Annotated in this window: 23 protein-coding genes; 10 read left to right on the top strand and 13 right to left on the bottom strand. The window is 55.6% G+C overall.

The genetic code is table 11. The features are described from left to right. Window positions 1–2: 2 nt before the first annotated feature. From O1724_RS01070 to coaD, 5 genes are all read left to right on the top strand, one after another. Window positions 3–1,103 carry a glycosyltransferase gene (locus O1724_RS01070; protein WP_023323973.1) on the top strand — a complete coding sequence of 367 codons (1,101 nt, stop codon included), beginning with the start codon at window positions 3–5 and terminating at the stop codon, window positions 1,101–1,103. A gap of 11 nt (window positions 1,104–1,114) precedes the next feature. Beyond that, window positions 1,115–2,104 carry a glycosyltransferase gene (locus O1724_RS01065; RefSeq protein WP_023323972.1) on the top strand — a complete coding sequence of 330 codons (990 nt, stop codon included), beginning with the start codon at window positions 1,115–1,117 and terminating at the stop codon, window positions 2,102–2,104. 66 nt (window positions 2,105–2,170) lie between these two features. Continuing rightward, the gene (gene waaA / locus O1724_RS01060) at window positions 2,171–3,445 is read left to right on the top strand and encodes a lipid IV(A) 3-deoxy-D-manno-octulosonic acid transferase (protein WP_003860874.1); all 1,275 of its coding nucleotides are present in this window, start codon (window positions 2,171–2,173) and stop codon (window positions 3,443–3,445) included. Further along, window positions 3,445–4,215 (top strand): glycosyltransferase family 2 protein, encoded by a 771-nt coding sequence (locus O1724_RS01055; RefSeq protein ID WP_003860875.1) that lies wholly within the window; start codon window positions 3,445–3,447, stop codon window positions 4,213–4,215. Before waaA ends, O1724_RS01055 begins: the two co-directional genes overlap by 1 nt. A 3-nt stretch (window positions 4,216–4,218) precedes the next feature. Continuing rightward, window positions 4,219–4,698, top strand: coding sequence for a pantetheine-phosphate adenylyltransferase (gene coaD, locus O1724_RS01050; protein ID WP_023315165.1), 480 nt, complete (start codon window positions 4,219–4,221; stop codon window positions 4,696–4,698). Between the two features lie 2 nt (window positions 4,699–4,700). On the opposite strand, the gene mutM is transcribed toward coaD, so the two are convergent. From mutM to radC, 4 genes are all read right to left on the bottom strand, one after another. After that, complete coding sequence (gene mutM / locus O1724_RS01045; protein ID WP_003860879.1) at window positions 4,701–5,510, bottom strand: bifunctional DNA-formamidopyrimidine glycosylase/DNA-(apurinic or apyrimidinic site) lyase; 810 nt, start codon at window positions 5,508–5,510, stop codon at window positions 4,701–4,703. A 72-nt stretch (window positions 5,511–5,582) separates the two neighbouring features. Further along, window positions 5,583–5,750: a 50S ribosomal protein L33 gene (rpmG, locus tag O1724_RS01040; RefSeq protein WP_003024094.1), complete on the bottom strand. Its 168-nt coding sequence runs from the start codon at window positions 5,748–5,750 to the stop codon at window positions 5,583–5,585. A gap of 22 nt (window positions 5,751–5,772) precedes the next feature. Continuing rightward, complete coding sequence (gene rpmB / locus O1724_RS01035) at window positions 5,773–6,009, bottom strand: 50S ribosomal protein L28 (protein ID WP_002436699.1); 237 nt, start codon at window positions 6,007–6,009, stop codon at window positions 5,773–5,775. Window positions 6,010–6,226: 217 nt separating this feature from the next. Then, on the bottom strand, window positions 6,227–6,892 hold the full coding sequence (radC, locus tag O1724_RS01030) for a RadC family protein (protein ID WP_006812419.1): 666 nt from the start codon (window positions 6,890–6,892) through the stop codon (window positions 6,227–6,229). A 173-nt stretch (window positions 6,893–7,065) separates the two neighbouring features. Between radC and coaBC the strand changes: the two genes are divergently transcribed. The 3 genes from coaBC (at window position 7,066) to slmA (ending at window position 9,431) form a co-directional block, all read left to right on the top strand. Continuing rightward, complete coding sequence (gene coaBC, locus O1724_RS01025; protein WP_168707755.1) at window positions 7,066–8,277, top strand: bifunctional phosphopantothenoylcysteine decarboxylase/phosphopantothenate--cysteine ligase CoaBC; 1,212 nt, start codon at window positions 7,066–7,068, stop codon at window positions 8,275–8,277. Further along, complete coding sequence (gene dut, locus O1724_RS01020) at window positions 8,255–8,713, top strand: dUTP diphosphatase (RefSeq protein WP_015570042.1); 459 nt, start codon at window positions 8,255–8,257, stop codon at window positions 8,711–8,713. The genes coaBC and dut overlap by 23 nt, the downstream gene beginning before the upstream one ends. Before the next feature lie 121 nt (window positions 8,714–8,834). Continuing rightward, window positions 8,835–9,431 (top strand): nucleoid occlusion factor SlmA, encoded by a 597-nt coding sequence (gene slmA, locus O1724_RS01015; protein ID WP_003860901.1) that lies wholly within the window; start codon window positions 8,835–8,837, stop codon window positions 9,429–9,431. Window positions 9,432–9,513: 82 nt separating this feature from the next. On the opposite strand, the gene pyrE is transcribed toward slmA, so the two are convergent. Both pyrE and rph read right to left on the bottom strand, forming a co-directional pair. Beyond that, window positions 9,514–10,155 (bottom strand): orotate phosphoribosyltransferase, encoded by a 642-nt coding sequence (gene pyrE / locus O1724_RS01010; protein WP_003860903.1) that lies wholly within the window; start codon window positions 10,153–10,155, stop codon window positions 9,514–9,516. A gap of 66 nt (window positions 10,156–10,221) precedes the next feature. Then, window positions 10,222–10,938, bottom strand: coding sequence for a ribonuclease PH (gene rph, locus O1724_RS01005; protein ID WP_015570044.1), 717 nt, complete (start codon window positions 10,936–10,938; stop codon window positions 10,222–10,224). Between the two features lie 125 nt (window positions 10,939–11,063). Here rph and O1724_RS01000 point away from each other — a divergent pair, with 125 nt between their 5' ends. Both O1724_RS01000 and O1724_RS00995 read left to right on the top strand, forming a co-directional pair. After that, on the top strand, window positions 11,064–11,927 hold the full coding sequence (locus O1724_RS01000; RefSeq protein ID WP_003860907.1) for a YicC/YloC family endoribonuclease: 864 nt from the start codon (window positions 11,064–11,066) through the stop codon (window positions 11,925–11,927). Window positions 11,928–12,135: 208 nt separating this feature from the next. Further along, window positions 12,136–12,753, top strand: a complete 618-nt coding sequence (locus tag O1724_RS00995) for a trimeric intracellular cation channel family protein (protein WP_015570045.1) — start codon at window positions 12,136–12,138, stop codon at window positions 12,751–12,753. Between the two features lie 26 nt (window positions 12,754–12,779). Here O1724_RS00995 and etk read toward each other — a convergent pair whose 3' ends face one another. From etk to O1724_RS00960, 7 genes are all read right to left on the bottom strand, one after another. Further along, window positions 12,780–14,957, bottom strand: a complete 2,178-nt coding sequence (gene etk / locus O1724_RS00990) for a tyrosine-protein kinase (RefSeq protein ID WP_045332964.1) — start codon at window positions 14,955–14,957, stop codon at window positions 12,780–12,782. A gap of 22 nt (window positions 14,958–14,979) precedes the next feature. Next, on the bottom strand, window positions 14,980–15,423 hold the full coding sequence (locus tag O1724_RS00985; RefSeq protein ID WP_015570047.1) for an arsenate reductase/protein-tyrosine-phosphatase family protein: 444 nt from the start codon (window positions 15,421–15,423) through the stop codon (window positions 14,980–14,982). Further along, entirely contained in the window at window positions 15,411–16,544 is a 1,134-nt protein-coding gene (locus O1724_RS00980; protein WP_045342684.1) for a polysaccharide export protein, read from the bottom strand. Before O1724_RS00980 ends, O1724_RS00985 begins: the two co-directional genes overlap by 13 nt. Window positions 16,545–16,587: 43 nt before the next feature. Next, entirely contained in the window at window positions 16,588–18,681 is a 2,094-nt protein-coding gene (locus O1724_RS00975) for a YjbH domain-containing protein (RefSeq protein ID WP_126296884.1), read from the bottom strand. Further along, window positions 18,681–19,418 carry a capsule biosynthesis GfcC family protein gene (locus tag O1724_RS00970; protein ID WP_023323967.1) on the bottom strand — a complete coding sequence of 246 codons (738 nt, stop codon included), beginning with the start codon at window positions 19,416–19,418 and terminating at the stop codon, window positions 18,681–18,683. The genes O1724_RS00975 and O1724_RS00970 overlap by 1 nt, the downstream gene beginning before the upstream one ends. Then, window positions 19,415–20,059 carry a YjbF family lipoprotein gene (locus O1724_RS00965; protein ID WP_022650141.1) on the bottom strand — a complete coding sequence of 215 codons (645 nt, stop codon included), beginning with the start codon at window positions 20,057–20,059 and terminating at the stop codon, window positions 19,415–19,417. The genes O1724_RS00970 and O1724_RS00965 overlap by 4 nt, the downstream gene beginning before the upstream one ends. A gap of 115 nt (window positions 20,060–20,174) precedes the next feature. Next, complete coding sequence (locus O1724_RS00960; RefSeq protein ID WP_022650140.1) at window positions 20,175–20,471, bottom strand: hypothetical protein; 297 nt, start codon at window positions 20,469–20,471, stop codon at window positions 20,175–20,177. Between the last annotated feature and the right edge of the window lie 670 nt (window positions 20,472–21,141).

Raw genomic sequence — 21,141 nt, 5'->3', positions numbered from 1 at the left:
TAATGCGCATCCTAATGATTATTGATGGTTTACCCGGTGGAGGAGCCGAAAAAACGGTTCTCACCCTCTCCAGCGGACTGACAGAACTGGGGCATCAGGTCACCCTTTTCTCCTTACGGAAGGTGTGCGACTACGCCATTCCGGAAGGCATCGATTTTCAGATTGTGCAGGATACCTGTAAAAAACCCTGGCGGAAGCTGACCGAGATCCCGCGTCGCGCCCGTTTGCTGGATCGCGCCATCGAGAATGCAGAACGCAGCGGTAAATTTGACGTCGTGTTCTCGCATCTGCATAAAACCGACCGTATCGTGGCGCACAGCCGCGTGCTGGATCGGGATAAGGTCTGGTTCTGCGTTCACGGGATGTTCTCCTTCTCCTATTTGCGCCATCGCAGCGGGCTTTCTCGCTGGTTTAAGCATTATAAAATTCGGCATACCTATGAAAACCGCAACGTGGTGGCGGTTTCCGGCGCCGTGCTGCACGACCTCTCTCAAGTACTCGCGATCCCCCTGCGGCGCAAAGCGGTTATCCATAACCCCTTTGATATCCCTGAAATTCAGCGTCTGGCGGAAGCGCCCTTTGAGATGCAGGGGCAGGATTACATTATCCACGTTGGCCGTTTTCATGAACACAAACGTCACGACCGGCTGCTGCGGGCGTTTGCGCTGAGCAAGATCGACGCATCGCTGGTGTTGATGGGCAAAGGTTCTGACGCGAAAATAAACCAGCTTAAACAGCTTGCCGCTAAGCTGGGAATTGAAAACAAGATCGTCTTCCGCCCGTTCGAAACCAACCCCTACCCGTGGATCAAAGGGGCACGCCTTTTAGTGTTAAGTTCCGACTGCGAAGGTTTTGGTAATGTACTGGTAGAGTCCATTATCTGTCAGACCCCACCGGTGAGTACAAACTGCCCTGGCGGTCCTGCTGAGATCCTTACTGGCCCCCTGGCGCGAGGTCTGACAGCGTTAACCGACGAATCACTGGCGAAAACACTGGCAGAATTGTATGCCTCTCCGCCAGTTGTTGATCGCGAAACGATCGCATCGTTCGGTATTAACGCCATTTGCCAGCAATACATTGCTTTGGTCGACAACCAAAAATAATCAGGTTTCATATGCAAAATTCAGCGCCTTTATTAAGCGTGGTGGTTGCCGTTTATAACGGTGAAGCTTTTCTCGATCAGTTCTTTACCTGCCTTGTAAATCAACACATCGACAGTATGGAAGTCATCATCGTGAATGACGGCTCCACTGACCGCTCGATGCAGATTGTCGAAAAATGGCGCGAAAAGCTGCCACAGATGCAGGTTATTGAACAACCTAATCAGGGCGTGTCCATCGCGCGTAATACCGGCCTGGCGGTTGCGACCGGGCAGTATCTCTCTTTCCCGGATATTGATGATGTCTTCAAACCCGGCATGTACCAGCGTCTGCTGGATATGGCCGTCACGCAGAACCTGGATGTCGCCACCTGCAATGGCAACTACGTCTGGGAAAATAACAAAAAACCGTCTCGCCCTATCTTCCCTGAAGATAAGCTCGCCTCGACGGGCGTCATGAATGGTGCGGTATGGTTAAAAAAGGCGCTGGATTCACGTAAGTTCCTGCATGTGACCTGGCTGAATATCTATCGTCACGATTTTATTCGTCAGCACGGCTTCCGTTTCGAGCCTGGCCTGCGCCATCAGGATATTCCGTGGACGACTGAGGTGCTGCTTGCTGCGGAACGCGTTCAGTACACCAGCGAACGCTTTTACGACTACTACATTCACTCCGCCTCGGTATCGCACACCCCGGATAATGACGACACGCTGATTCGCTCTGCGCGCCATTACATGAAGATACTGAAGATGCTTGATGCCATTAACCAGCGCTACCCGGATAAAGTGAAAAATATCCCGGCCTGCCACTGGCAAATCGCCAAAGAGGGTCTGGGAATTATTCATACCTTCGACAACATGAAGGATGAGGCGAAGAAAGCAATGATAATCAAAGAGTTCTTCGACACCGGGATCTGGAAGCTCATCTGGAAAAGTGCCAAAAGCCCGCGTTTGCGCTGGCGCCTGGGCCGACGCTACTTCCGTTTAAAACGGTATCTGGCATAAGAGATAGCTTTAGCACGCTTAAATGCTTAGAATTTCCCGGCCGAAACTAAAAAAACGGATAATCGCTTGGAATTGTTGTATACCGCCCTGCTCTACATCATTCAGCCACTGGTTTGGCTGCGACTGTTGCTTCGTAGCCGTAAAGCGCCTGCGTACCGTAAACGCTGGGCCGAACGCTATGGCTACTGCCGCAATAAAGTGGCGCCGGACGGTATTCTGCTGCATTCCGTGTCAGTCGGGGAAACGCTGGCCGCCATTCCACTGGTGCGTGCCCTGCGCCACCGTTATCCGTCACTGCCCATCACCGTCACCACGATGACGCCAACCGGCTCAGAGCGCGTGATGTCTGCCTTCGGTAAAGACGTGCATCACGTCTACCTGCCGTACGATCTCCCCTGCGCCATGAACCGTTTCCTGAATACCGTGCGCCCTAAACTGGTGATCGTCATGGAAACCGAACTGTGGCCGAATATGATTTCCGCCCTGCATGCCCGTAAAATTCCTTTGGTTATCGCCAACGCGCGTCTGTCGGAACGCTCGGCTAAAGGGTACGGCAAGCTGGGTAAATTTATGCGTCGCCTGCTCAGCAAAATCACGCTGATCGCCGCGCAGAACGAAGAAGATGCCGCGCGCTTTATCGCCCTAGGTCTGAAGCGCAACCAGCTTGCGGTCACGGGTAGCCTGAAGTTCGATATTTCCGTCACCCCTGAACTCGCCGCCCGTGCGGTAACGCTGCGTCGTCAGTGGGCGCCGCGTCGCCAGGTCTGGATTGCCACCAGCACCCATGACGGCGAAGAAGCCATTATCCTTCAGGCTCACCGCCAGCTGCTGGAAAAATTCCCTGATTTACTGCTGATTCTGGTTCCTCGCCATCCGGAGCGTTTTAAAGATGCCCGCGAGATGGTGCAAAAAGGCGGTTTCAGCTTTACCCTGCGCAGCAGCGGCGAAATCCCCTCTGGCAGCACGCAGGTGGTGATTGGCGATACGATGGGCGAACTGATGCTGCTGTACGGCATTGCAGACCTCGCCTTTGTTGGAGGTAGCCTGGTGGAGCGAGGTGGTCATAACCCGCTGGAGCCGGCAGCCCACGCCATTCCCGTGCTGATGGGTCCACACACGTTTAACTTCAAAGATATCTGCGCGAAATTGCAGCAAGCCGATGGCTTAATCACCGTGACCGATGCGGACTCGGTGGTCAAAGAGGTCTCAACCCTTCTGACTGACGAAGATTACCGCCTGTGGTACGGTCGTCACGCCGTTGAAGTCCTGCATCAGAACCAGGGCGCACTGACCCGTCTGCTGCAACTTCTGCAACCTTATCTGCCGCAGCGGAGCCACTAATGTCAACGCGTCTGTCGGTCGTGATGATCGCCAAAAACGCCGCCGACCTGCTTCCGGATTGCCTGGCCTCTGTTGCCTGGGCTGACGAAATCGTCATTCTCGACTCCGGAAGTACGGACAATACGGCGGACGTTGCCCGTGCAGCCGGGGCAAAAGTCTTTACCGACACCGACTGGCAGGGCTACGGTATTCAGCGTCAGCGTGCGCAGGGTTACGCCACGGGCGATTACGTGTTGATGATCGATACCGATGAGCGCGTCACCCCAGAACTCCGACAGGCCATTCAAACGGTGCTTGCCGCGCCACAGCCTGGCGCGGTCTACAGTATCGCGCGTCGTAACTATTTCCTGGGCCGCTTTATGCGCCACAGCGGCTGGTACCCCGACCGCGTGATGCGCCTCTATGCCCGCGAGCGTTATCAGTACAACGATAACCTGGTCCATGAGTCTCTGGCCTGCGATAACGCTCAGGTCATCCCCCTGACGGGCGATCTGCTTCATCTGACCTGCCGCGATTTCGCCAGCTTCCAGCGTAAACAGCTGAACTATGCCACCGCCTGGGCACAGGAGCGGCATGCACGCGGCAAGAAGGCCACGCTGACCGGCATCTTCACCCACACGCTGGGCGCGTTTCTGAAAACGCTGCTGCTGCGTGGCGGCGTGCTGGACGGCAAACAGGGCTGGTTACTGGCCGTAGTGAATGCCCAGTATACTTTTAACAAATACACCGAGCTGTGGGCGCTGAACCGCGGCTACTCAGAGAAAACGTGAGCCATGAGCACAAAAGCGATTTATCCGGGTACCTTCGATCCGATCACTAACGGTCATCTTGATATCATCACCCGTGCGGCGTGTATGTTCGACAAGGTGATTCTGGCCATTGCCGCCAGCCCGAGCAAAAAGCCGATGTTCGACCTGAACGAACGCGTGCAGCTTGCCACCGATGCGATTTCGCATCTGTCGAATGTTGAGGTCGTCGGATTCAGCGACTTGATGGCAAACTTTGCCCGTGACCGGCATGCCAATATCCTGATCCGCGGTCTTCGCGCGGTAGCAGACTTCGAATATGAGATGCAGCTGGCACACATGAACCGCCATCTGATGCCGGAGCTGGAGAGCGTATTCCTGATGCCCTCCAAAGAGTGGTCCTTCATCTCTTCTTCGCTGGTGAAAGAGGTGGCGCGCCATCATGGGGACGTTACCCACTTCCTGCCGGTTAACGTCCACCAGGCGTTGATGGAAAAGCTAAAGTAACCCTACTTCTGACACTGACGGCAGTAAAACGTGGCGCGCTGAGCGTGCTTCGTGGCAATAATCGGCGTCCCGCAGGCTCTGCACGGCTCACCCTTACGGCCATAAACCTGCAACTCCTGCGCAAAATAACCCGGCTTCCCGTCGCTTTGCAGGAAATCCTTCAGCGTCGTCCCGCCCTGCTCAATTGAGCGCAGCAGTACCGCTTTAATAACTCTGACCAGCAGCTCGCACTCCTGCGCCGACAGCGAGGAGGCCAGCCGATCGGGATGGATCCCGGCGGCAAACAACGATTCGCTGGCGTAGATATTCCCCACGCCCACCACCAGCTTGTTATCCATCAGCCAGGGTTTAATCGGGGTTTTCTTTTTCGCGCACTTCTCTTTGAGATAATCTGCGTTAAACGCCTCTGAGAGCGGCTCAGGTCCGAGATGCGCCAGCACGTTGTGTCCTTCCAGCTCTTTGGTCCACAGCCATGCGCCAAAGCGACGCGGGTCGGTGTAACGCAGCACTTTGCCGTTACTCATCACCAGATCAACGTGGTCGTGCTTTTCCGCAGGCAACTCTTCGGTAAGAATACGCAGGCTTCCCGACATGCCCAGATGGATAATGATCCAGCCGTCAGGCAGCTCCAGCAGCAGGTATTTCGCGCGGCGCTGCACGCTCAGGACGGGTTTGTCACTTAACGCGTGGATCTCATCGGACACCGGCCAGCGCAGACGCCCGTTGCGAACGACAGCATGAAGAATAGTCGCGCCAACCAGATGGGGCTCAATGCCGCGGCGGCTGGTCTCTACCTCAGGTAATTCAGGCATGGTTCCTCCGTTGAGATGCAGAATGCAAAAAACCCCGCAGTTGCGGGGTTTTTCAATACAAGGAGACTAAAATTATTTGATTTTAGCTTCTTTGTACAGTACGTGCTGGCGTACAACTGGATCGAATTTTTTCAGTTCCAGTTTTTCCGGCTTAGTACGTTTGTTCTTCGTGGTGGTGTAGAAGTGACCTGTACCAGCAGAAGAAACCAGCTTGATTTTCTCGCGAATACCTTTAGCCATGATTTATTTCCTCTTTAAGTACTTAGTACTTTTCGCCACGGGCACGCAGTTCGGACAGAACTGTATCGATGCCTTTCTTATCGATTACACGCATACCTTTAGCAGATACGCGCAGGGTGACAAAACGCTTCTCGCTCTCAACCCAGAAACGGTGAGAGTGCAGGTTCGGCAGGAAACGGCGTTTAGTCGCGTTCAGTGCGTGGGAACGGTTGTTACCGGTCACCGGACGCTTGCCAGTAACTTGGCAGACTCGGGACATGTCTATTCTCCAAAAATCAAATTAGCTCGAGCTTCGTATGGGGTATCGGCGCCTCGTCAGGCTTTACAGCCCGGTCATCGCATAGTTCTATTGAACTCTCGATTGCCAGGCCCAAATGCCAAACCCGAGATTCTCAAAGGTGGCGTAGTATACGCTGACTCGGCGGTGTGCTCAAGTCCCGAACAGACAAAGATCCCGATGGATCGCGAGAAAAGGCCTAAATCCAGCCACGTTCGGCAAAAGAAATGTACTCTCCGCGGCCAATTATCAGATGGTCCAGCACACGAATGTCCATGAATTGACAGCATTTGATAATACGTTCGGTAATTGCTTTGTCAGCTCTGCTTGGTTCTGCACAGCCAGAGGGGTGATTATGCGCGAGGATCACGCCGGCTGCATTCACTTTTATCGCTTCCCGCACAATTTCACGCGGATGCACCTCAACATGGCTCAATGTTCCCGAAAAAAGGCGGGTATGTTTCAGTACCCGGTTTTTGTTGTCGAGAAAGATCACCATAAAGATCTCCCGCTCCAGATCGGAGAGCTGGCTTTGCAGAAATTCGCGGGTCATGTCGGGGGTGAGGATCGGGTCTTCTTCCTCCATACGCACGTTGTAAAATCGCCGGGCCAGCTCGGCAATGCCCCGCAACTGGGCATATTTCGCCACGCCAATGCCCTCAACGTGCGTAAACGCCTCCAGCTCAGCGGTCAGCAATCCATACAGTGAACCGAAATGGTCTATCAGTTCTTTCGCCAGCGTAAATACCGTTTTCCCCGGCGTGCCTGTGCGTAAAAAGAGCGCCAGCAGCTCGTCGTCCTTTAACAACGTGACGCCATGACGCAGCATTTTTTCACGCGGTAGCAGCAGTTCAGTCTCTTCCATGCCTGGCCTCCTTCTGTTTGCCATTATGCTGCCACAGGCAAATTCGGGGTTCGATGCTGGCATTTCGTTCTTGCGTAACGCCTCGCAAAGTGAATTAAGGACATCATCACCCCGTTTTAGGGATTGTGATAAAATGCCCGCTCTCTGGTGAAACCCAACAGGAAAGAATCATGATGAGCCTGGCCGGTAAAAAAATCGTTCTTGGCGTCAGCGGCGGTATTGCTGCCTATAAAACGCCAGACCTGGTGCGCCGTTTGCGCGAGCGCGGGGCCGACGTACGGGTCGCGATCACCGAAGGCGGCAAAGCCTTTATCACCCCACTGAGCCTGCAAGCCGTCTCGGGATACCCGGTATCCGACAGCCTTCTCGATCCGGCGGCCGAAGCCGCAATGGGCCACATTGAGCTGGGGAAATGGGCCGATCTGGTTATCCTTGCCCCCGCCACGGCAGATTTAATTGCCCGCCTGGCAGCCGGTATGGCGAACGATCTGGTAACGACCATTTGCCTCGCCACGCCTGCGCCCGTCGCGGTTGTGCCCGCAATGAACCAGCAGATGTACCGCAACGCCGCTACCCAGCACAATCTGGACACGCTGGCCTCGCGCGGCCTGCTGATTTGGGGACCGGACAGCGGCAGCCAGGCCTGCGGCGACGTGGGGCCAGGGCGTATGCTCGACCCATTAACGATTGTTGATATGGCCGCCGCCCATTTCTCGCCTGTCAACGATATGCAACATCTCAACATCATGATTACCGCGGGCCCCACGCGCGAGCCGCTGGATCCGGTGCGTTACATCACCAACCACAGCTCCGGCAAAATGGGCTTTGCGATTGCTGCCGCGGCAGCCAAACGCGGCGCGAACGTCACGCTGGTGAGCGGCCCGGTGTCGCTTACCACCCCTGCGTTTGTGCAGCGTATTGATGTGACGACCGCGCTGGAAATGAACGCCGCCGTACAGGCACATGCTCAACAGCAGCATATTTTTATCGGCTGTGCGGCCGTCGCTGATTACCGCGCCGAAACTATTGCTGACGCCAAAATTAAAAAGCAAGGCGATGAATTAACAATAAAAATGGTGAAGAACCCGGATATCGTTGCCGGTGTCGCCGCACTGAAAACTCATCGTCCTTACGTTGTTGGGTTTGCCGCAGAAACGAATAATGTGGAAGAATATGCCCGGCAAAAACGTACCCGCAAAAACCTCGATTTAATTTGCGCGAACGACGTATCGCTGTCCACGCAAGGATTTAACAGCGACAGCAACGCATTGCACCTTTTCTGGCAGGATGGAGATAAAGTCTTACCGCTTGAGCGCAAAGAACTCCTGGGCCAACACTTACTGGACGAGATCGTTACCCGTTATGATGAAAAAAATCGACGTTAAGATTCTGGACCCGCGCGTTGGCGAGCAATTTCCGCTGCCAACGTATGCCACCTCCGGCTCTGCCGGTCTTGACCTGCGCGCCTGTCTCGATGACGCCGTAGAACTGGCGCCGGGTGCAACGACCCTGATCCCGACCGGGCTGGCGATTCACATTGCTGACCCGTCACTGGCAGCGGTGATCCTGCCGCGCTCTGGCCTGGGCCATAAGCATGGCGTCGTGCTGGGTAACCTGGTCGGCCTGATCGACTCTGACTATCAGGGTCAGCTGATGGTATCCGTATGGAACCGTGGCCAGGACAGCTTCACCATTGAGCCGGGCGAGCGTATCGCGCAGATGGTGTTTGTACCGGTGGTGCAGGCAGAATTTAACCTGGTGGCAGACTTCGACGCTACCGACCGTGGCGAAGGCGGCTTCGGCCATTCCGGGCGCAAATAACCGCCCGACAAACACGCATCTCACAGCGCCATAATGCAATAACAAACCGCAAACGTCAGTTTGCGGGTCGCTGTGTGGTTGCCAGCCTGACAAGTGCTTATTTTCAGGGGTATTTTGTAACATGGCAGAAAAACAAACCGCGAAAAGGAATCGTCGCGAAGAAATACTTCAATCTCTGGCTCTGATGCTTGAATCCAGCGACGGCAGTCAACGCATCACCACCGCAAAACTGGCGGCCTCTGTGGGCGTGTCAGAGGCGGCGCTGTATCGTCATTTCCCGAGCAAAACCCGGATGTTTGACAGCCTGATCGAGTTTATCGAAGACAGCCTGATCACGCGCATCAACCTGATTCTGAAGGATGAAAAAGACACCAGCACGCGTCTGCGTCTGATTGTGCTGCTGATTCTGGGCTTTGGTGAACGTAACCCGGGTCTGACCCGTATTCTGACCGGCCACGCGCTGATGTTTGAACAGGATCGTCTGCAAGGCCGTATAAACCAGCTTTTTGAGCGTATCGAAGCCCAGCTGCGTCAGGTTCTGCGCGAGAAGAAAATGCGGGAAGGCGAGGGATATAATACGGATGAGACCCTGCTGGCAAGCCAGATCCTGGCATTTTGCGAAGGGATGCTCTCCCGGTTTGTGCGCAGCGAGTTTAAATATCGACCAACGGACGATTTTGACGCCCGCTGGCCGTTAGTGGCTGCTCAGTTACAGTAACGCCATCGCCGGATGGCGGCTTCGCCTTATCCGGCCTACGAACGGGTAGGCCCGGTAAGCGCAGCGCCACCGGGCAATTGAATTATACGCCAAACTCTTCGCGGTATTGACGCACCGCCGCCAGATGATCAGCCATCTCAGGCTTCTCTTCCAGATACGCAATCAGATCTTTCAGGGTGATAATCGACGTCACTTTGCAGTTGTAGTCGCGCTCCACTTCCTGAATAGCAGAGATGTCGCCGCGCCCACGCTCCTGACGATCGAGCGAAATCAGCACGCCCGCAAGGGTTGCACCGTTAGCCTGGATTATCTCCATCGATTCACGGATCGCGGTACCTGCGGTGATCACGTCATCCACCAGCATCACGCGGCCCTGCAACGCGCTGCCTACCAGATTGCCGCCTTCACCGTGGGTTTTGGCCTCTTTACGGTTAAAGCAGTACGGTACGTCGCGGTCATGGTGCTCCGCCAGCGCCACCGCCGTGGTGGTTGCGATTGGAATGCCTTTGTACGCGGGGCCAAACAGCAGGTCGAAATCAATCCCGGAATCCACCAGCGCTTCGGCATAGAAGCGGCCTAACAGTGCCAGGTCGCGCCCGGTATTAAACAGCCCGGCGTTGAAGAAATACGGGCTTTTACGCCCGGATTTCAGCGTGAACTCGCCAAACTTAAGTACCTGCTTGTTAAGCGCAAACTCAATAAACTGGCGCTGATACGATTTCATGGATTTGCTCCTTTGTCTTTTCAGTCTTACAGGCAAAAAAAAGGCGACTCATTGGTCGCCTTAAAATCAATTTTCTAACGCCGCTTTCTGCGTCGCTACAATAGATTCGATTCCCCCTCGGGCCAACGCCAGCAAGGTGAGCAGTTCTTCGTGGGTGAATGGCTCGCCTTCTGCCGTACCCTGCACTTCAATGATGCGACCATCTTCGGTCATCACCACGTTCATGTCGGTTTCTGCGGCAGAATCTTCAACGTATTCCAGATCGCAAAGCGCTTCGCCGTTAACGATACCAACGGAGACAGCAGCAACCATCCCTTTCATTGGGTTGGTTTTCAGCTTACCGGCGGCAACCAGCTTGTTCAGGGCGTCTGCCAGCGCCACACAGGCACCGGTAATAGAGGCCGTACGCGTGCCACCATCGGCCTGGATCACGTCGCAGTCCAGCGTGATGGTGAACTCACCCAACGTTTTCAGGTCAACCGCGGCGCGGAGCGCACGCGCGATCAGGCGCTGAATCTCCATAGTACGGCCGCCCTGCTTACCTTTTGCCGCTTCACGGGCATTACGGGTATGGGTTGCGCGTGGCAACATACCGTATTCGGCGGTGATCCACCCCTGGCCCTGACCTTTCAGGAAGCGAGGCACGCCCTCTTCAATGGACGCGGTGCAAAGCACCTTGGTGTCACCAAACTCAACCAGCACGGAGCCTTCAGCGTGTTTTGTATAGTTACGGGTCAGGGTGACGGGACGCACCTGGTTGGCGCTACGACCTGCTGGACGCATGATGGATTCTCCGGCTTGAAACGAATGTGGCTGCGCATTATACGGATAAAGGACGCTTATTCCTATCCTGAGAAGCCCCTGAAAGCTATAATCCCCCCATCTCTCCTTTAAAAACGGGAATGTCTATGATTCGCAGTATGACCGCCTACGCCCGGCGTGAAATCAAGGGTAGCTGGGGTAGCGCTACCTGGGAAATGCGCTCGGTAAACCAGCGCTATCTGGAAACGTATTTCCGTATGCCGGAACAGTTCCGCAGCCTGGAGCCTGTGGTGCGTGAGCGTATCCGTACGCGTCTGACCCGCGGGAAAGTGGAATGTAATTTGCGTTTTGAGCCTGATGCCAGTGCACAGGGCGAACTGATCCTGAACGAAAAGTTGGCAAAACAGCTGGTTAATGCGGCGAACTGGGTCAAAATGCAAAGCGATGAAGGCGAGATCAACCCGGTTGATATTCTGCGCTGGCCTGGCGTGATGGCCGCCGGAGAGCAGGATCTGGACGCGATTACCGCTGAGATCCTGGCTGCACTCGACGGCACGCTGGACGACTTTATCGTTGCCCGCGAAACCGAAGGCCAGGCGCTGAAAGCGATGATTGAGCAACGCCTTGAGGGCGTGAGCGCCGAAGTCGCTAAAGTGCGCGCTCATATGCCAGAAGTGCTGCAATGGCAGCGTGAGCGTCTTGTCGCCAAACTGGAAGAGGCGGAAGTCCAGCTGGAAAACAACCGTCTGGAACAAGAGCTGGTGCTGATGGCGCAGCGTGTGGACGTGGCTGAAGAGCTGGATCGTCTGGAAGCGCACGTTAAAGAGACCTACAACATTCTGAAGAAGAAAGAAGCGGTAGGCCGCCGTCTCGACTTTATGATGCAGGAGTTCAATCGCGAGTCGAACACGCTGGCGTCTAAGTCTATCAATGCAGAGGTAACCAATTCAGCGATTGAACTGAAGGTCCTGATTGAGCAGATGCGCGAGCAGATCCAGAATATCGAGTAATTCCTTTCAGGGTGGTATTGCCTCGCATACCACCCATTACTTTTTCTAATCCTTTCTTAGCCCTACTTCCTTTCTATCCCGCCTTATATCAAGCCTGCCTGGCATGCGTTGATAATTTTCTGTAGGGCAAACTCCCTCACCTTAGAAAATCTCAATCGTGATCTTCCGCACAAATCGCTAATCTCCTTCTCTTCATTCCGGAGGGTTTATGCTGCTTCACATTCTTTATCTTATTGGCATTACCGCAGAAGCCATGACCGGCGCGCTCGCTGCCGGACGTCGCCGTATGGACACCTTCGGCGTGATTATCATTGCCACAGCCACCGCGCTCGGCGGCGGGTCCGTACGCGATATCCTGCTTGGCCATTATCCGCTCGGCTGGGTAAAAAACCCTGAGTACGTCATTATCGTGGCAACGGCAGCCGTGCTAACCACGATTGTGGCCCCGGTGATGCCTCATCTGCGCCGCGTGTTCCTGGTGCTGGATGCGCTTGGGCTGATTGTTTTTTCCATCATTGGCGCACAAATCGCTCTCGATATGGGTGAAGGCCCGGTTATCGCCACCATTGCTGCCGTGATCACGGGCGTGTTTGGCGGGGTGCTGCGGGATATGTTCTGCAAACGTATCCCGCTGGTTTTCCAGAAGGAACTGTATGCCGGCATCTCCTTTGCCGCGGCAGTTCTTTATGTCGCCTTGCAGCACTATGTCACCAGCCACGATGTGGTGGTTATCTCCACCCTGCTGTTTGGCTTCACCGCGCGTATGCTGGCATTGCGCCTGAAGCTGGGCCTGCCCGTTTTTCATTACAAACACAATGCGCATTAATGTCAGAACGGGCAGGCGCCGGATAATCAGTTACTCGAGTAGTTGTAACCGTAGTGATGATAGCCGTAGCCGTAAGCGTTGCTTGCCCGCTTAACGACGCCGTTGAGAATCACCCCTTTGGTATTGACGCCACTCTGCTCCAGACGCTGTACACAGACCAGCATCTCCTTCACGCTGTTCATCCCGAAGCGGGCGACCAGCAGCGTGGTGCCTGCGCGACGGCCGACAACCGCCGCGTCGGTGACCGCCAGGATCGGTGGCGTATCGATAATCACCAGATCGTAGCGTTCATTCGCCCAGTCCAGCAGCTGCTGGAAACGCGTATGCATCAGAAGCTCCGCCGGATTAGGAGGGATCTGCCCGCGCACGATGGTATCGAACCCGCCTTTATCGAAGGTCTGAACGCCCTGGGTATACTCCGCCTTACCGGACAACATCTCCGACAAGCCGCAGGTATTGTCGAGCTTAAACAGATCATGGGCATACCCGCGACGCATATCCGCATCAATATAGAGCACTTTCTGGCCCGCCTGCGCCACGACGGCCGCCAGGGTACTGCTGACAAAGGTTTTACCGCTGTCAGGCGTGGCGCCAGAGATCATCAGTATATTGTTCGCTGACTCCATCATCGCGAAATGCAGGCTGGTGCGCAGGCCGCGAATCGCCTCCACGGAGAGATCGACCGGATTATCCGCCGCCAGGAAGGGGATATGTTTGGTCTTATGGCGCAGCCCTGGGGACATAAAGTCTTTTTTACGCAAACGCATCTTTTTAGCCAGCCATTCTGACAGCGGTACGGTGGCATAGACGTTAATCCCGTGCTCCTCCAGCTGCTCCGGCGTTTCAATGCCCATACGCAGCATACTGCGCGCCAGGATCCAGCCCGCAGAGACGAACAGACCCAGGAGAACCCCCAGAACGACGACCAGCGCTTTTTTCGGCTTGACTGGCTGCGGCCGGGTCACGGCCGGATCGATAATGCGGACGTTACCAATTGCGCTCGACCGGGCGATGCTCAGCTCCTGTTCGCGGTTAAGCAGCTGCTGGTAGATAACGCGTCCCGACTCCACATCACGGCTCAGGCGCAACACCTCCTGCTGGGTTGACGGCATGGACGATACCCGTTTATTCAGGCGGTTTTTTTCCTGCTCCAGCGTCTGGCGTTTCTCAATCAGCGCCCGGTAGGTGGGGTGATCTTTTTTGTAGAGCTGCGAAATTTCCGCTTCCCGGAAGGTCAGTTCATTGAGCTGATTGTCCGCATTCACAATCTGCTCCAGCACCGCTTTTGCCTCCAGGTTCAGGTCAACGGAGTCGTTTTGCTGGCGATAGCGGTTGAGCTTCTCCTCGGCCTGGTCCAGCTCGCTGCGCACCTGCGGAAGCTGCTGCTTCAAAAATTGCAGGCTTTTCGCATCCTGCGCCGCCTGGCGAGCCACGTTCTGTTGTAAATAGTTGTCGGCGATGCAGTTAAGCACGCGAGCCATCTCGTCGGGGTCTTCCCCCGTGATGGTCAGGCCAAGCATCCCGCTGTCCTTGCTGCGCTCGCTCACGGAAAAACGCAGCTGTAGCGCGTCAATGGCCTCCAGCTCACTCTGCTGTGTAATCGTAAATTGCGTACCCGGCTTCGCCTGGATATCGGCAATGGTAATGGCGATATTCGCCGCGCTCAGGGGTTGTCCCACAACGCCCTGTAACGTCACATTATCGCCTTCCAGCTGATAGTGGCCCTTCTCGCCGACGGTCAGCGTCAGCTTTTGCGCCCGGCCCGCGACAGGGGGAAGATTGAGCATACGGATATCGACGATGCCAGGCTGTTGGCCGGTGAGCCGCGCCCAGCCGCGTCCGACAAGGGGAAAATAGTTTTCACTTACCTGCGTGCGCAGGTTAAGGTCATCAATCGTTTTACCGAGGATCATGCGCGACTGGAGAAGCTGAAGCTCCGGTGCCGACTCCGGCGAGGAGTCAGGGATGAACTCGCTAAGGTTACTGAGTAGCGCGTTGCCCTGCTTCTGTTCCACCTGTATCAGCGCATCGGCCTGATAAACCGGTGTGGCAAAGAGCGCATAAAGCAGGGCCACCAGCGTGAACAGCGCGGTAAGGATGAGAATGAATTTTCGGTGGTCGAGCAGCTCACCCAACAGGCGCACAAGATCGATCTCGTTATTCGCGGCAGACGCATCATGGGCGTGAAGGTTATTTGTTGACATAAAACGTAACTATCCCGTGTGATTAACTGAGCCGTTTCGCCCATTCCAGACTGGCCTGCTCCAGCAGCCCATAAACATATTCAAATGCGTCCCGGTTTTTACGGTAGGGGTCCGGGATCTCTTTTCTGCCCGTCCAGTGACCAAAGAGCATCATTTTGCCGCGCGCCTCCGGTGCGATAGCCGTGACCTGCTCGATATGTTCCAGCTCCATCGCCAGAATCAGATCGTAGTCGCGCACCATGGCGGGGGTGAGCCTGCGCGCCACGTGGCCCTCAAGCAGGGTGCCGCGTTCGGCGGCGATCTCTGTCGCCTGTGAATCGGCGGTGCGCCCTTCCAGGCCACACGTTCCCGCTGAATCGACCCGGGCAGCGGGAAGCAGCCGGCGCAGCAGCCGTTCCCCAATGGGGGAGCGGCAGATATTGCCGGTACAGATCACCAGGATGGCGTTAAACGTTAGTTTGGCCATGTTCTGATATATCTCCCTGTTTCAGTCAGGTCATGTACGCCGGTAATGGTCGGCACAAGCTGAGAGATCACGCGGTTCCAGCGCACCAGCGGCGCGGTGGTGACATAGACGATGTCGTAAGGCTCAAGCTGAAATTCGGTGCTCAACACCATCGCGGTGGCATCCCGGGCGTTAAGCTGGTAGACGTTGGCGATTTTGCCGTTCTGCTTGCCCTGCAACGGACGAATCACAAAGATTCCGGTGGCGTCGGCCATATCCTGATTCACGCCCTGTGCATTACCCAGCGCTTCCGCCAGCGTCATGCCGCTACGGTCCATCTTCAGGGTGCTCTGTTTACCCACCTCGCCCATGACAAACACTTTCAGGTCGTCATTACGGGGAATGAAGAGAATATCGCCCGGATAGAGGAGTTTGTTCTGGGTGAGATCGCCGCGCTGCATCAGCGCGTAGAGCGAAATGTGCGTGTCCTGGCCGTTGTGGGTCAGCACCACATGGCGCCAGTCCGCCTCAGATGTCAGGCCGCCAGCCGCATTGATCGCATCCATTATCGTCAGCGGAATGTTGGTGATGGGCTGCTGGCCCGACTTAGCCACTTCGCCCGTCACGTAGGCTTTTTGCGAGCGGAATGCCGCGACGCTGACATCCACCTGCGGGCTCTCAATCACCGAGTCCAGCCGGGCGGCGATCTCATCGCGCACCTGGGCCAGCGTTTTGCCGACGACGCGGATTTTGCCGATATAGGGGTAGAAGATCGTGCCATCGGCATTCACCCAGTTGCCCGTATCGCTGGCGCTGCGGTACTGACCTGCGGGGGTGGTCAGCTCCGGGTGGTCCCAGACGGTAACCATCAGCACGTCGCCGACGCCGATGCAATATTGGTAGTTCTGAAGCTGGCGATCCAGTTCAGGATTCGCGCGGGAGTCGACTTTGCCAGGCAGCAACTGCTCCACCAGCCCCGGCGTGAGGGGATAGACGTTGACCATCTTATTCAGATCGTAATTGCTGTCAGGCAGATCGATAATATCTTTGCCCTGGTTGCTAAGTCCCTGGCCCGGTACGATAGTACAACCGCTTAACGCCATCATAGCCAACGCCAGCACGGAAAATTTAACGTTTTTCATTCAGGAAAATCATCTGGTTAAGTAATGCCTGTTTCATCCGGTACTACTGCCCTACCGGGGTTTCGCGTTCTGACGTCATGTCATAGAGCTGATATTTACGGCCTAACATCTGGCCGCCATCACGCGTGAGAGGCGTCCACGAGACCACCGCCCGGTTGCGATTTGGGCCGATCGTCATCAGATCAAGCGGGATCGAGATGTAGAAGCCTTTGCTAAAGCCACCTTCGCCATAATCCTCTTTCGAGACGTTGGTCAGCGCCGCCCAGACGCCTACCGTCACGCCGCTGTCGAATCGCTTCGCGACGTCGAGGGTGGCGCCTTTATCCTTCGCCAGGTACTGCCCGACGCTCAGCTTCATTAGCACACTGTTGAGCTTCGCCGGGTTCCAGTAGGCGGTGATAAATCCGGTTGGCACGCTGTAGTCGGTGAAGCGCATCATGTCGTCCCAGTCGCGCTGCTTGACGTAATTCGCATCCACGCCCAGCGCCCAGTCGCTATCCAGCGGGCGCCAGAGCGCCTCTGCTCCCACGCCGCCGTACATGGTTTCGAGGTAGCCGCCATAAATCTGGGCATAGAAGCCGTACCCCAGCGCATCGACATAGTTGGCCTGTAAGTTGTTGATGTAGGCGTCATTGCTGACATAATCGCGAATATGGGTTCTGACGCGCGGCAGGCTGGAGTCAGCGGGAAGTAGCGAGGATTTGAACTTGTCGTAGTTGTTATAGAGGTTGGCGAACACGCCGCCGTCGAGCAGCAGACGATCGGTCAGCCAGTATCTGGCGCTGGCCATCACCCCCACCTGGAACATATAGAAATCTTCCGGACCGCCCAGCGACTGCGCCAGCGTCGGTTTAACGCTGTAGCTGAAGCGATCGGCGCGAATACGGTAGCCACGCCCGAATGCTGTGGTATCAACAGGCTCGACGCGCTGCTGCCTGAGCGCCTCCTCCTGGCCGAGCGGCTGCCCCGCCAACTGTTTGCGCAGGCTGGCGACATCGGTTTGCGTCGTGACCAGCGGCAGATGATCACGCTGCTGGGTGATAGCGATCGTGTCGACCCCGTCGGGCAGGTTATTGATCAGAATACGGTTGGCACGATCCACCGCTTCGCGCGGATCGCGATAGCGATACTGTTCGCCGGTCATGTATAAGGTATTGCCGTGCTGAAGGATCTCCGGCGCATCGAAGCCTGCGTTGTACTTAAGCGCGGTGAGCTGGTTCGCCGCAGAGGTATAGTCCAGCGTCTCGCCTGCCGGTGCCGGTTGCCAGGCCGGTTTCGGGTTATCACGCAGCGCGGGGCGCAGGTCGTTAAAGTTGGTCCGCAGGGTGAAGCCAAACATCAGCGTATTGCCGCGCTCGTAGCTGAGGTTGAGATCGGCCCAGTCGGCAACGCGATAGACCGCCCCCACGTTAATATGGCTCGACTGCTTAATGGAGCCGGCAAAATCATCGGCATAATTGTTGCCGTCATACTCAAGCTTCAGGCGCAGGGGCTGCCAGGGCGTCTGATACTGGAGGCCGCCAAACAGAGACGCCGGACCACGAAACATATCGCTAAAGCTGATATCTCCGGCATCATGCGACTCGCCGCGGGTGCAATACTTATTGTTGTCATGGCAAAGCGGGTTACCCACGTTGTCGCTATTACCGGGATATCCCCAGGCTATTCCAAAGGTAAAATCGACCGGTCCGGCCATTTTACTGGCAACCAGATATTCACCATCGAACAGGCCGGTGCCTGCAATATCACGCTTGCCGAGCGCCACCTGCGGCAGGCTATAGTCCTCTTTCCACAGACGAACTTTAAAGTCGAACGACTTATCCTTGTAGCTTTGATCGCCGCTGAAATCCTCGTCGCTGCTGTATTTGCGGGTGCGGACGTCAGTATAGCGAATTGTCCCTTCCAGCCACGGGAAGAGCACGACCGAAGAGGAGTAAAAACGGTACTGGTTGTTATCGCGGTAGTTGACGCTGAATTCCCCTTCCCGGCCAAAGCGCGCGTCGGGCATTTGCATCAGGCCGGTGCCGCCAAAGTCGGACTGTGACGGTCCGGTCGGATCGGGCCAGGTACGCAGCTCCGCGTGGCAGGCAGAAGAGATCGCCAGAGCAAGGCCGCTCAGTAAAAAAAGTTTGTTCATCAGTCAGGTATCCGCCGCGTCAGGAGCGCAACGATTTGCTCATTCAGACCGGTAAAATCGTCCGGTACCGCCCGGGGATCAAACCCCACCCACAGAACAGCGCCCGGCTCTGCTTCAATATGGCGTGCGTTCCAGTACGCCACCGGCGCAACAACCGTACTGCCGTCAGGATCGATAACGGTTACGTTATTCCTGTCGGCGCCGGCCAGCCGCAACTGCCCCTGTAAGTAGTCCCGGATGCTTGCGCCCGGTCGCCAGGCCCGTTTCCCCGGCGTGACGACCGCCCCCATCAGCGTGACGGTACGGGGCGCAGGAGAGAGCCACAGATCGTAACGGCCCTCAAGGGAGCGATCGCCGCGGGCGTCGGTACGCACGGCATCTGGGTCGAGGCTGACAAACTGCCGCCCGACGATCCGCAGGGAGCGGATCTGTGCAGCGACAGCGCGAATGGTCGCGATCCGCTCGTCATCGGCGCGATTCTGCCAGGCTGAAAGCGACGCCAGCACCTGCTGTTGCGTCTGTTGCGCGCGCAGCGTGGCGGAAGGGGTTGCGATGACAGCCCCCTGCCACCAGACGTTGTTCAGCTGCGGCTGGGTGACCAGCCGGGAGAGCGTATCAGCCGGTTCAGCAGACCACGTTTTGCCCGGCTGATGCACGGTAACGACGCTTGCGCATAAGGCGGACAGGCTGAAGAGAGATAGCCCTACGCCAGGTAACCATTTTCTGAGTCTGTTCATGGGGCGGGCTTCAACATCGTCATGGCGACAGGGAATACGCCCGCGCCGAGCATCTGTTCGCTCTGGCGTACCTGGCCGGTAGCGGAATCAATCCAGAAGGTGTTATGCCAGCGACGATCGAGGCCGTCGGCCTGCACCGCCTCCTGCCAGACCTGACAACGTAGCGTGTTTCCGGCAAGGGTCAGGTTTTCCGTCCCGCTCAGGGAGAAGCGCGAGGTCAGGTGTGCGGAGCGATACCGCCCCTCTTCCTGCCAGCGCACATCACGCGACCACTGGCTGCCGTCGCGGAGCTGCGGCGTGTGGCGCAGCGGATCGTGCTCAAGATTGGTTACCTCAAGCAGGTTATAAGGAAGCTTGAGCGTGTGGATAAGGCGACCGTTATGCGTGACGATCATCGCATTATCCTGCGATAACCATTTACTGTTTCCCTGTTCGATGTATCCGAGAACCACCAGGATCCTCGGGCCATTATCCAGTCGCAGGTACATGGTTGAGTATGGGAGCGCCTGAATCTGCCCGTCCGTTACCGTCACATCCTGGCGCCCGTCCAGACTGGCGTTAAAGGTCTCAATAATGCTCTGCTGGCTCGGCGTACACCCCTGGATCAGCAGAGTCATGATGAGCAGAATAAACAGTCTCACCAGAAATCCTTGATTAAATAACATTGAAATCAATTAAATACCCGGCTTTGATATCGACGCCGGGTCAAGTCGTTGCGCTGTTCAGCGCAAGGTTATATCGCCTTGCGCACCAGCCTTAGCGGGTAACTGTCGTCGTGGAAGTACCATTGCTTGAGTCATCGCCACTGTCGCTTGCCGCGACAACGGCTAACGTCGCTACGCCGGCAATCGCAGCGGTGGTGACAACAGCGGTTGTCCCAATCGCCCCTGCCGCCAGTCCCCCCGTAGTGCCAGCGGTAGTTCCCACCGTTGCTCCGGTTGTTGTTCCGGTTGTTGCTGCGCTGGTGCTACCTGCTTCGGTGGTAGCGCCTATAGCAGGCAAGGCAGTCGCCAGCGTGAGTGCCGTCAGCACTGTACAAAGCGTCCTTTTCATTTTTGGTCCTCATTCAAATGAAGGAAAATATGAGCACCTGGAAACCAGGTCCCGGTTAACGGGCATAAAGCCCGGGGCTGAATTCCGGCCCGACTGGGACGGAAAATCATCCATGTAAAAGCCCTGGGCTCTGAACACCAGCGCATATAAACCGCCAGGATATATTTCGGTACCCTTAATTGCTTCAATTGGAGTTCAGATAGTTAACTCCCTCACGGGGTGCAAAAAGAAAGGAAAACGCAGAAGTGATGCAAAATGCACCCCAGCGGTAACTACCTTAAAAATTTTGGATAAGATAATTCTTATAATAATTTGACGCAATGATTTCCGGCAGAATAAATATGACCAATTGTTAACCAGAAAAAACTCAAAATATTATTAATTAAAAATTTAACCAACTGATATTAAAAGAAAAACCACGTCAAGCACACAGACTACATCACCTATAACGCCTTCATTACCGACTAGTGTTCTCGATTAATAATGATTGAGATCAATTAAACCAACCTCTCGAGAAAAATAAAAACACAAGCAGAGTAAACCCTGAAATCAGGATCGGGAATAATATTTCCTCAAAATATATTTATCATGAATAATTCATTTATATTCATAATTACTGCGTATATAAACCGCGTCTCATAAATACGCTATTTCACGGCAGCGAAAATGT

It is taken from the genome of Enterobacter cloacae complex sp. HYC074_NIDB, assembly GCF_056673345.1.
This window is presented reverse-complemented; position numbering and strand designations above follow the sequence as displayed.

Excerpts from the sequence above, each read along its gene's own strand:
- O1724_RS01070 (WP_023323973.1), top strand. The coding sequence starts at position 3 with ATGCGCATCCTAATGATTATTGATGGTTTACCCGGTGGAGGAGCCGAA.
- O1724_RS01065 (WP_023323972.1), top strand. The coding sequence starts at position 1,115 with ATGCAAAATTCAGCGCCTTTATTAAGCGTGGTGGTTGCCGTTTATAAC.
- O1724_RS01055 (WP_003860875.1), top strand. The coding sequence starts at position 3,445 with ATGTCAACGCGTCTGTCGGTCGTGATGATCGCCAAAAACGCCGCCGAC.
- coaD (WP_023315165.1), top strand. The coding sequence starts at position 4,219 with ATGAGCACAAAAGCGATTTATCCGGGTACCTTCGATCCGATCACTAAC.
- mutM (WP_003860879.1), bottom strand. The coding sequence starts at position 5,510 with ATGCCTGAATTACCTGAGGTAGAGACCAGCCGCCGCGGCATTGAGCCC.
- rpmG (WP_003024094.1), bottom strand. The coding sequence starts at position 5,750 with ATGGCTAAAGGTATTCGCGAGAAAATCAAGCTGGTTTCTTCTGCTGGT.
- rpmB (WP_002436699.1), bottom strand. The coding sequence starts at position 6,009 with ATGTCCCGAGTCTGCCAAGTTACTGGCAAGCGTCCGGTGACCGGTAAC.
- radC (WP_006812419.1), bottom strand. The coding sequence starts at position 6,892 with ATGGAAGAGACTGAACTGCTGCTACCGCGTGAAAAAATGCTGCGTCAT.
- coaBC (WP_168707755.1), top strand. The coding sequence starts at position 7,066 with ATGAGCCTGGCCGGTAAAAAAATCGTTCTTGGCGTCAGCGGCGGTATT.
- dut (WP_015570042.1), top strand. The coding sequence starts at position 8,255 with ATGATGAAAAAAATCGACGTTAAGATTCTGGACCCGCGCGTTGGCGAG.
- slmA (WP_003860901.1), top strand. The coding sequence starts at position 8,835 with ATGGCAGAAAAACAAACCGCGAAAAGGAATCGTCGCGAAGAAATACTT.
- pyrE (WP_003860903.1), bottom strand. The coding sequence starts at position 10,155 with ATGAAATCGTATCAGCGCCAGTTTATTGAGTTTGCGCTTAACAAGCAG.
- rph (WP_015570044.1), bottom strand. The coding sequence starts at position 10,938 with ATGCGTCCAGCAGGTCGTAGCGCCAACCAGGTGCGTCCCGTCACCCTG.
- O1724_RS01000 (WP_003860907.1), top strand. The coding sequence starts at position 11,064 with ATGATTCGCAGTATGACCGCCTACGCCCGGCGTGAAATCAAGGGTAGC.
- O1724_RS00995 (WP_015570045.1), top strand. The coding sequence starts at position 12,136 with ATGCTGCTTCACATTCTTTATCTTATTGGCATTACCGCAGAAGCCATG.
- etk (WP_045332964.1), bottom strand. The coding sequence starts at position 14,957 with ATGTCAACAAATAACCTTCACGCCCATGATGCGTCTGCCGCGAATAAC.
- O1724_RS00985 (WP_015570047.1), bottom strand. The coding sequence starts at position 15,423 with ATGGCCAAACTAACGTTTAACGCCATCCTGGTGATCTGTACCGGCAAT.
- O1724_RS00980 (WP_045342684.1), bottom strand. The coding sequence starts at position 16,544 with ATGAAAAACGTTAAATTTTCCGTGCTGGCGTTGGCTATGATGGCGTTA.
- O1724_RS00975 (WP_126296884.1), bottom strand. The coding sequence starts at position 18,681 with ATGAACAAACTTTTTTTACTGAGCGGCCTTGCTCTGGCGATCTCTTCT.
- O1724_RS00970 (WP_023323967.1), bottom strand. The coding sequence starts at position 19,418 with ATGAACAGACTCAGAAAATGGTTACCTGGCGTAGGGCTATCTCTCTTC.
- O1724_RS00960 (WP_022650140.1), bottom strand. The coding sequence starts at position 20,471 with ATGAAAAGGACGCTTTGTACAGTGCTGACGGCACTCACGCTGGCGACT.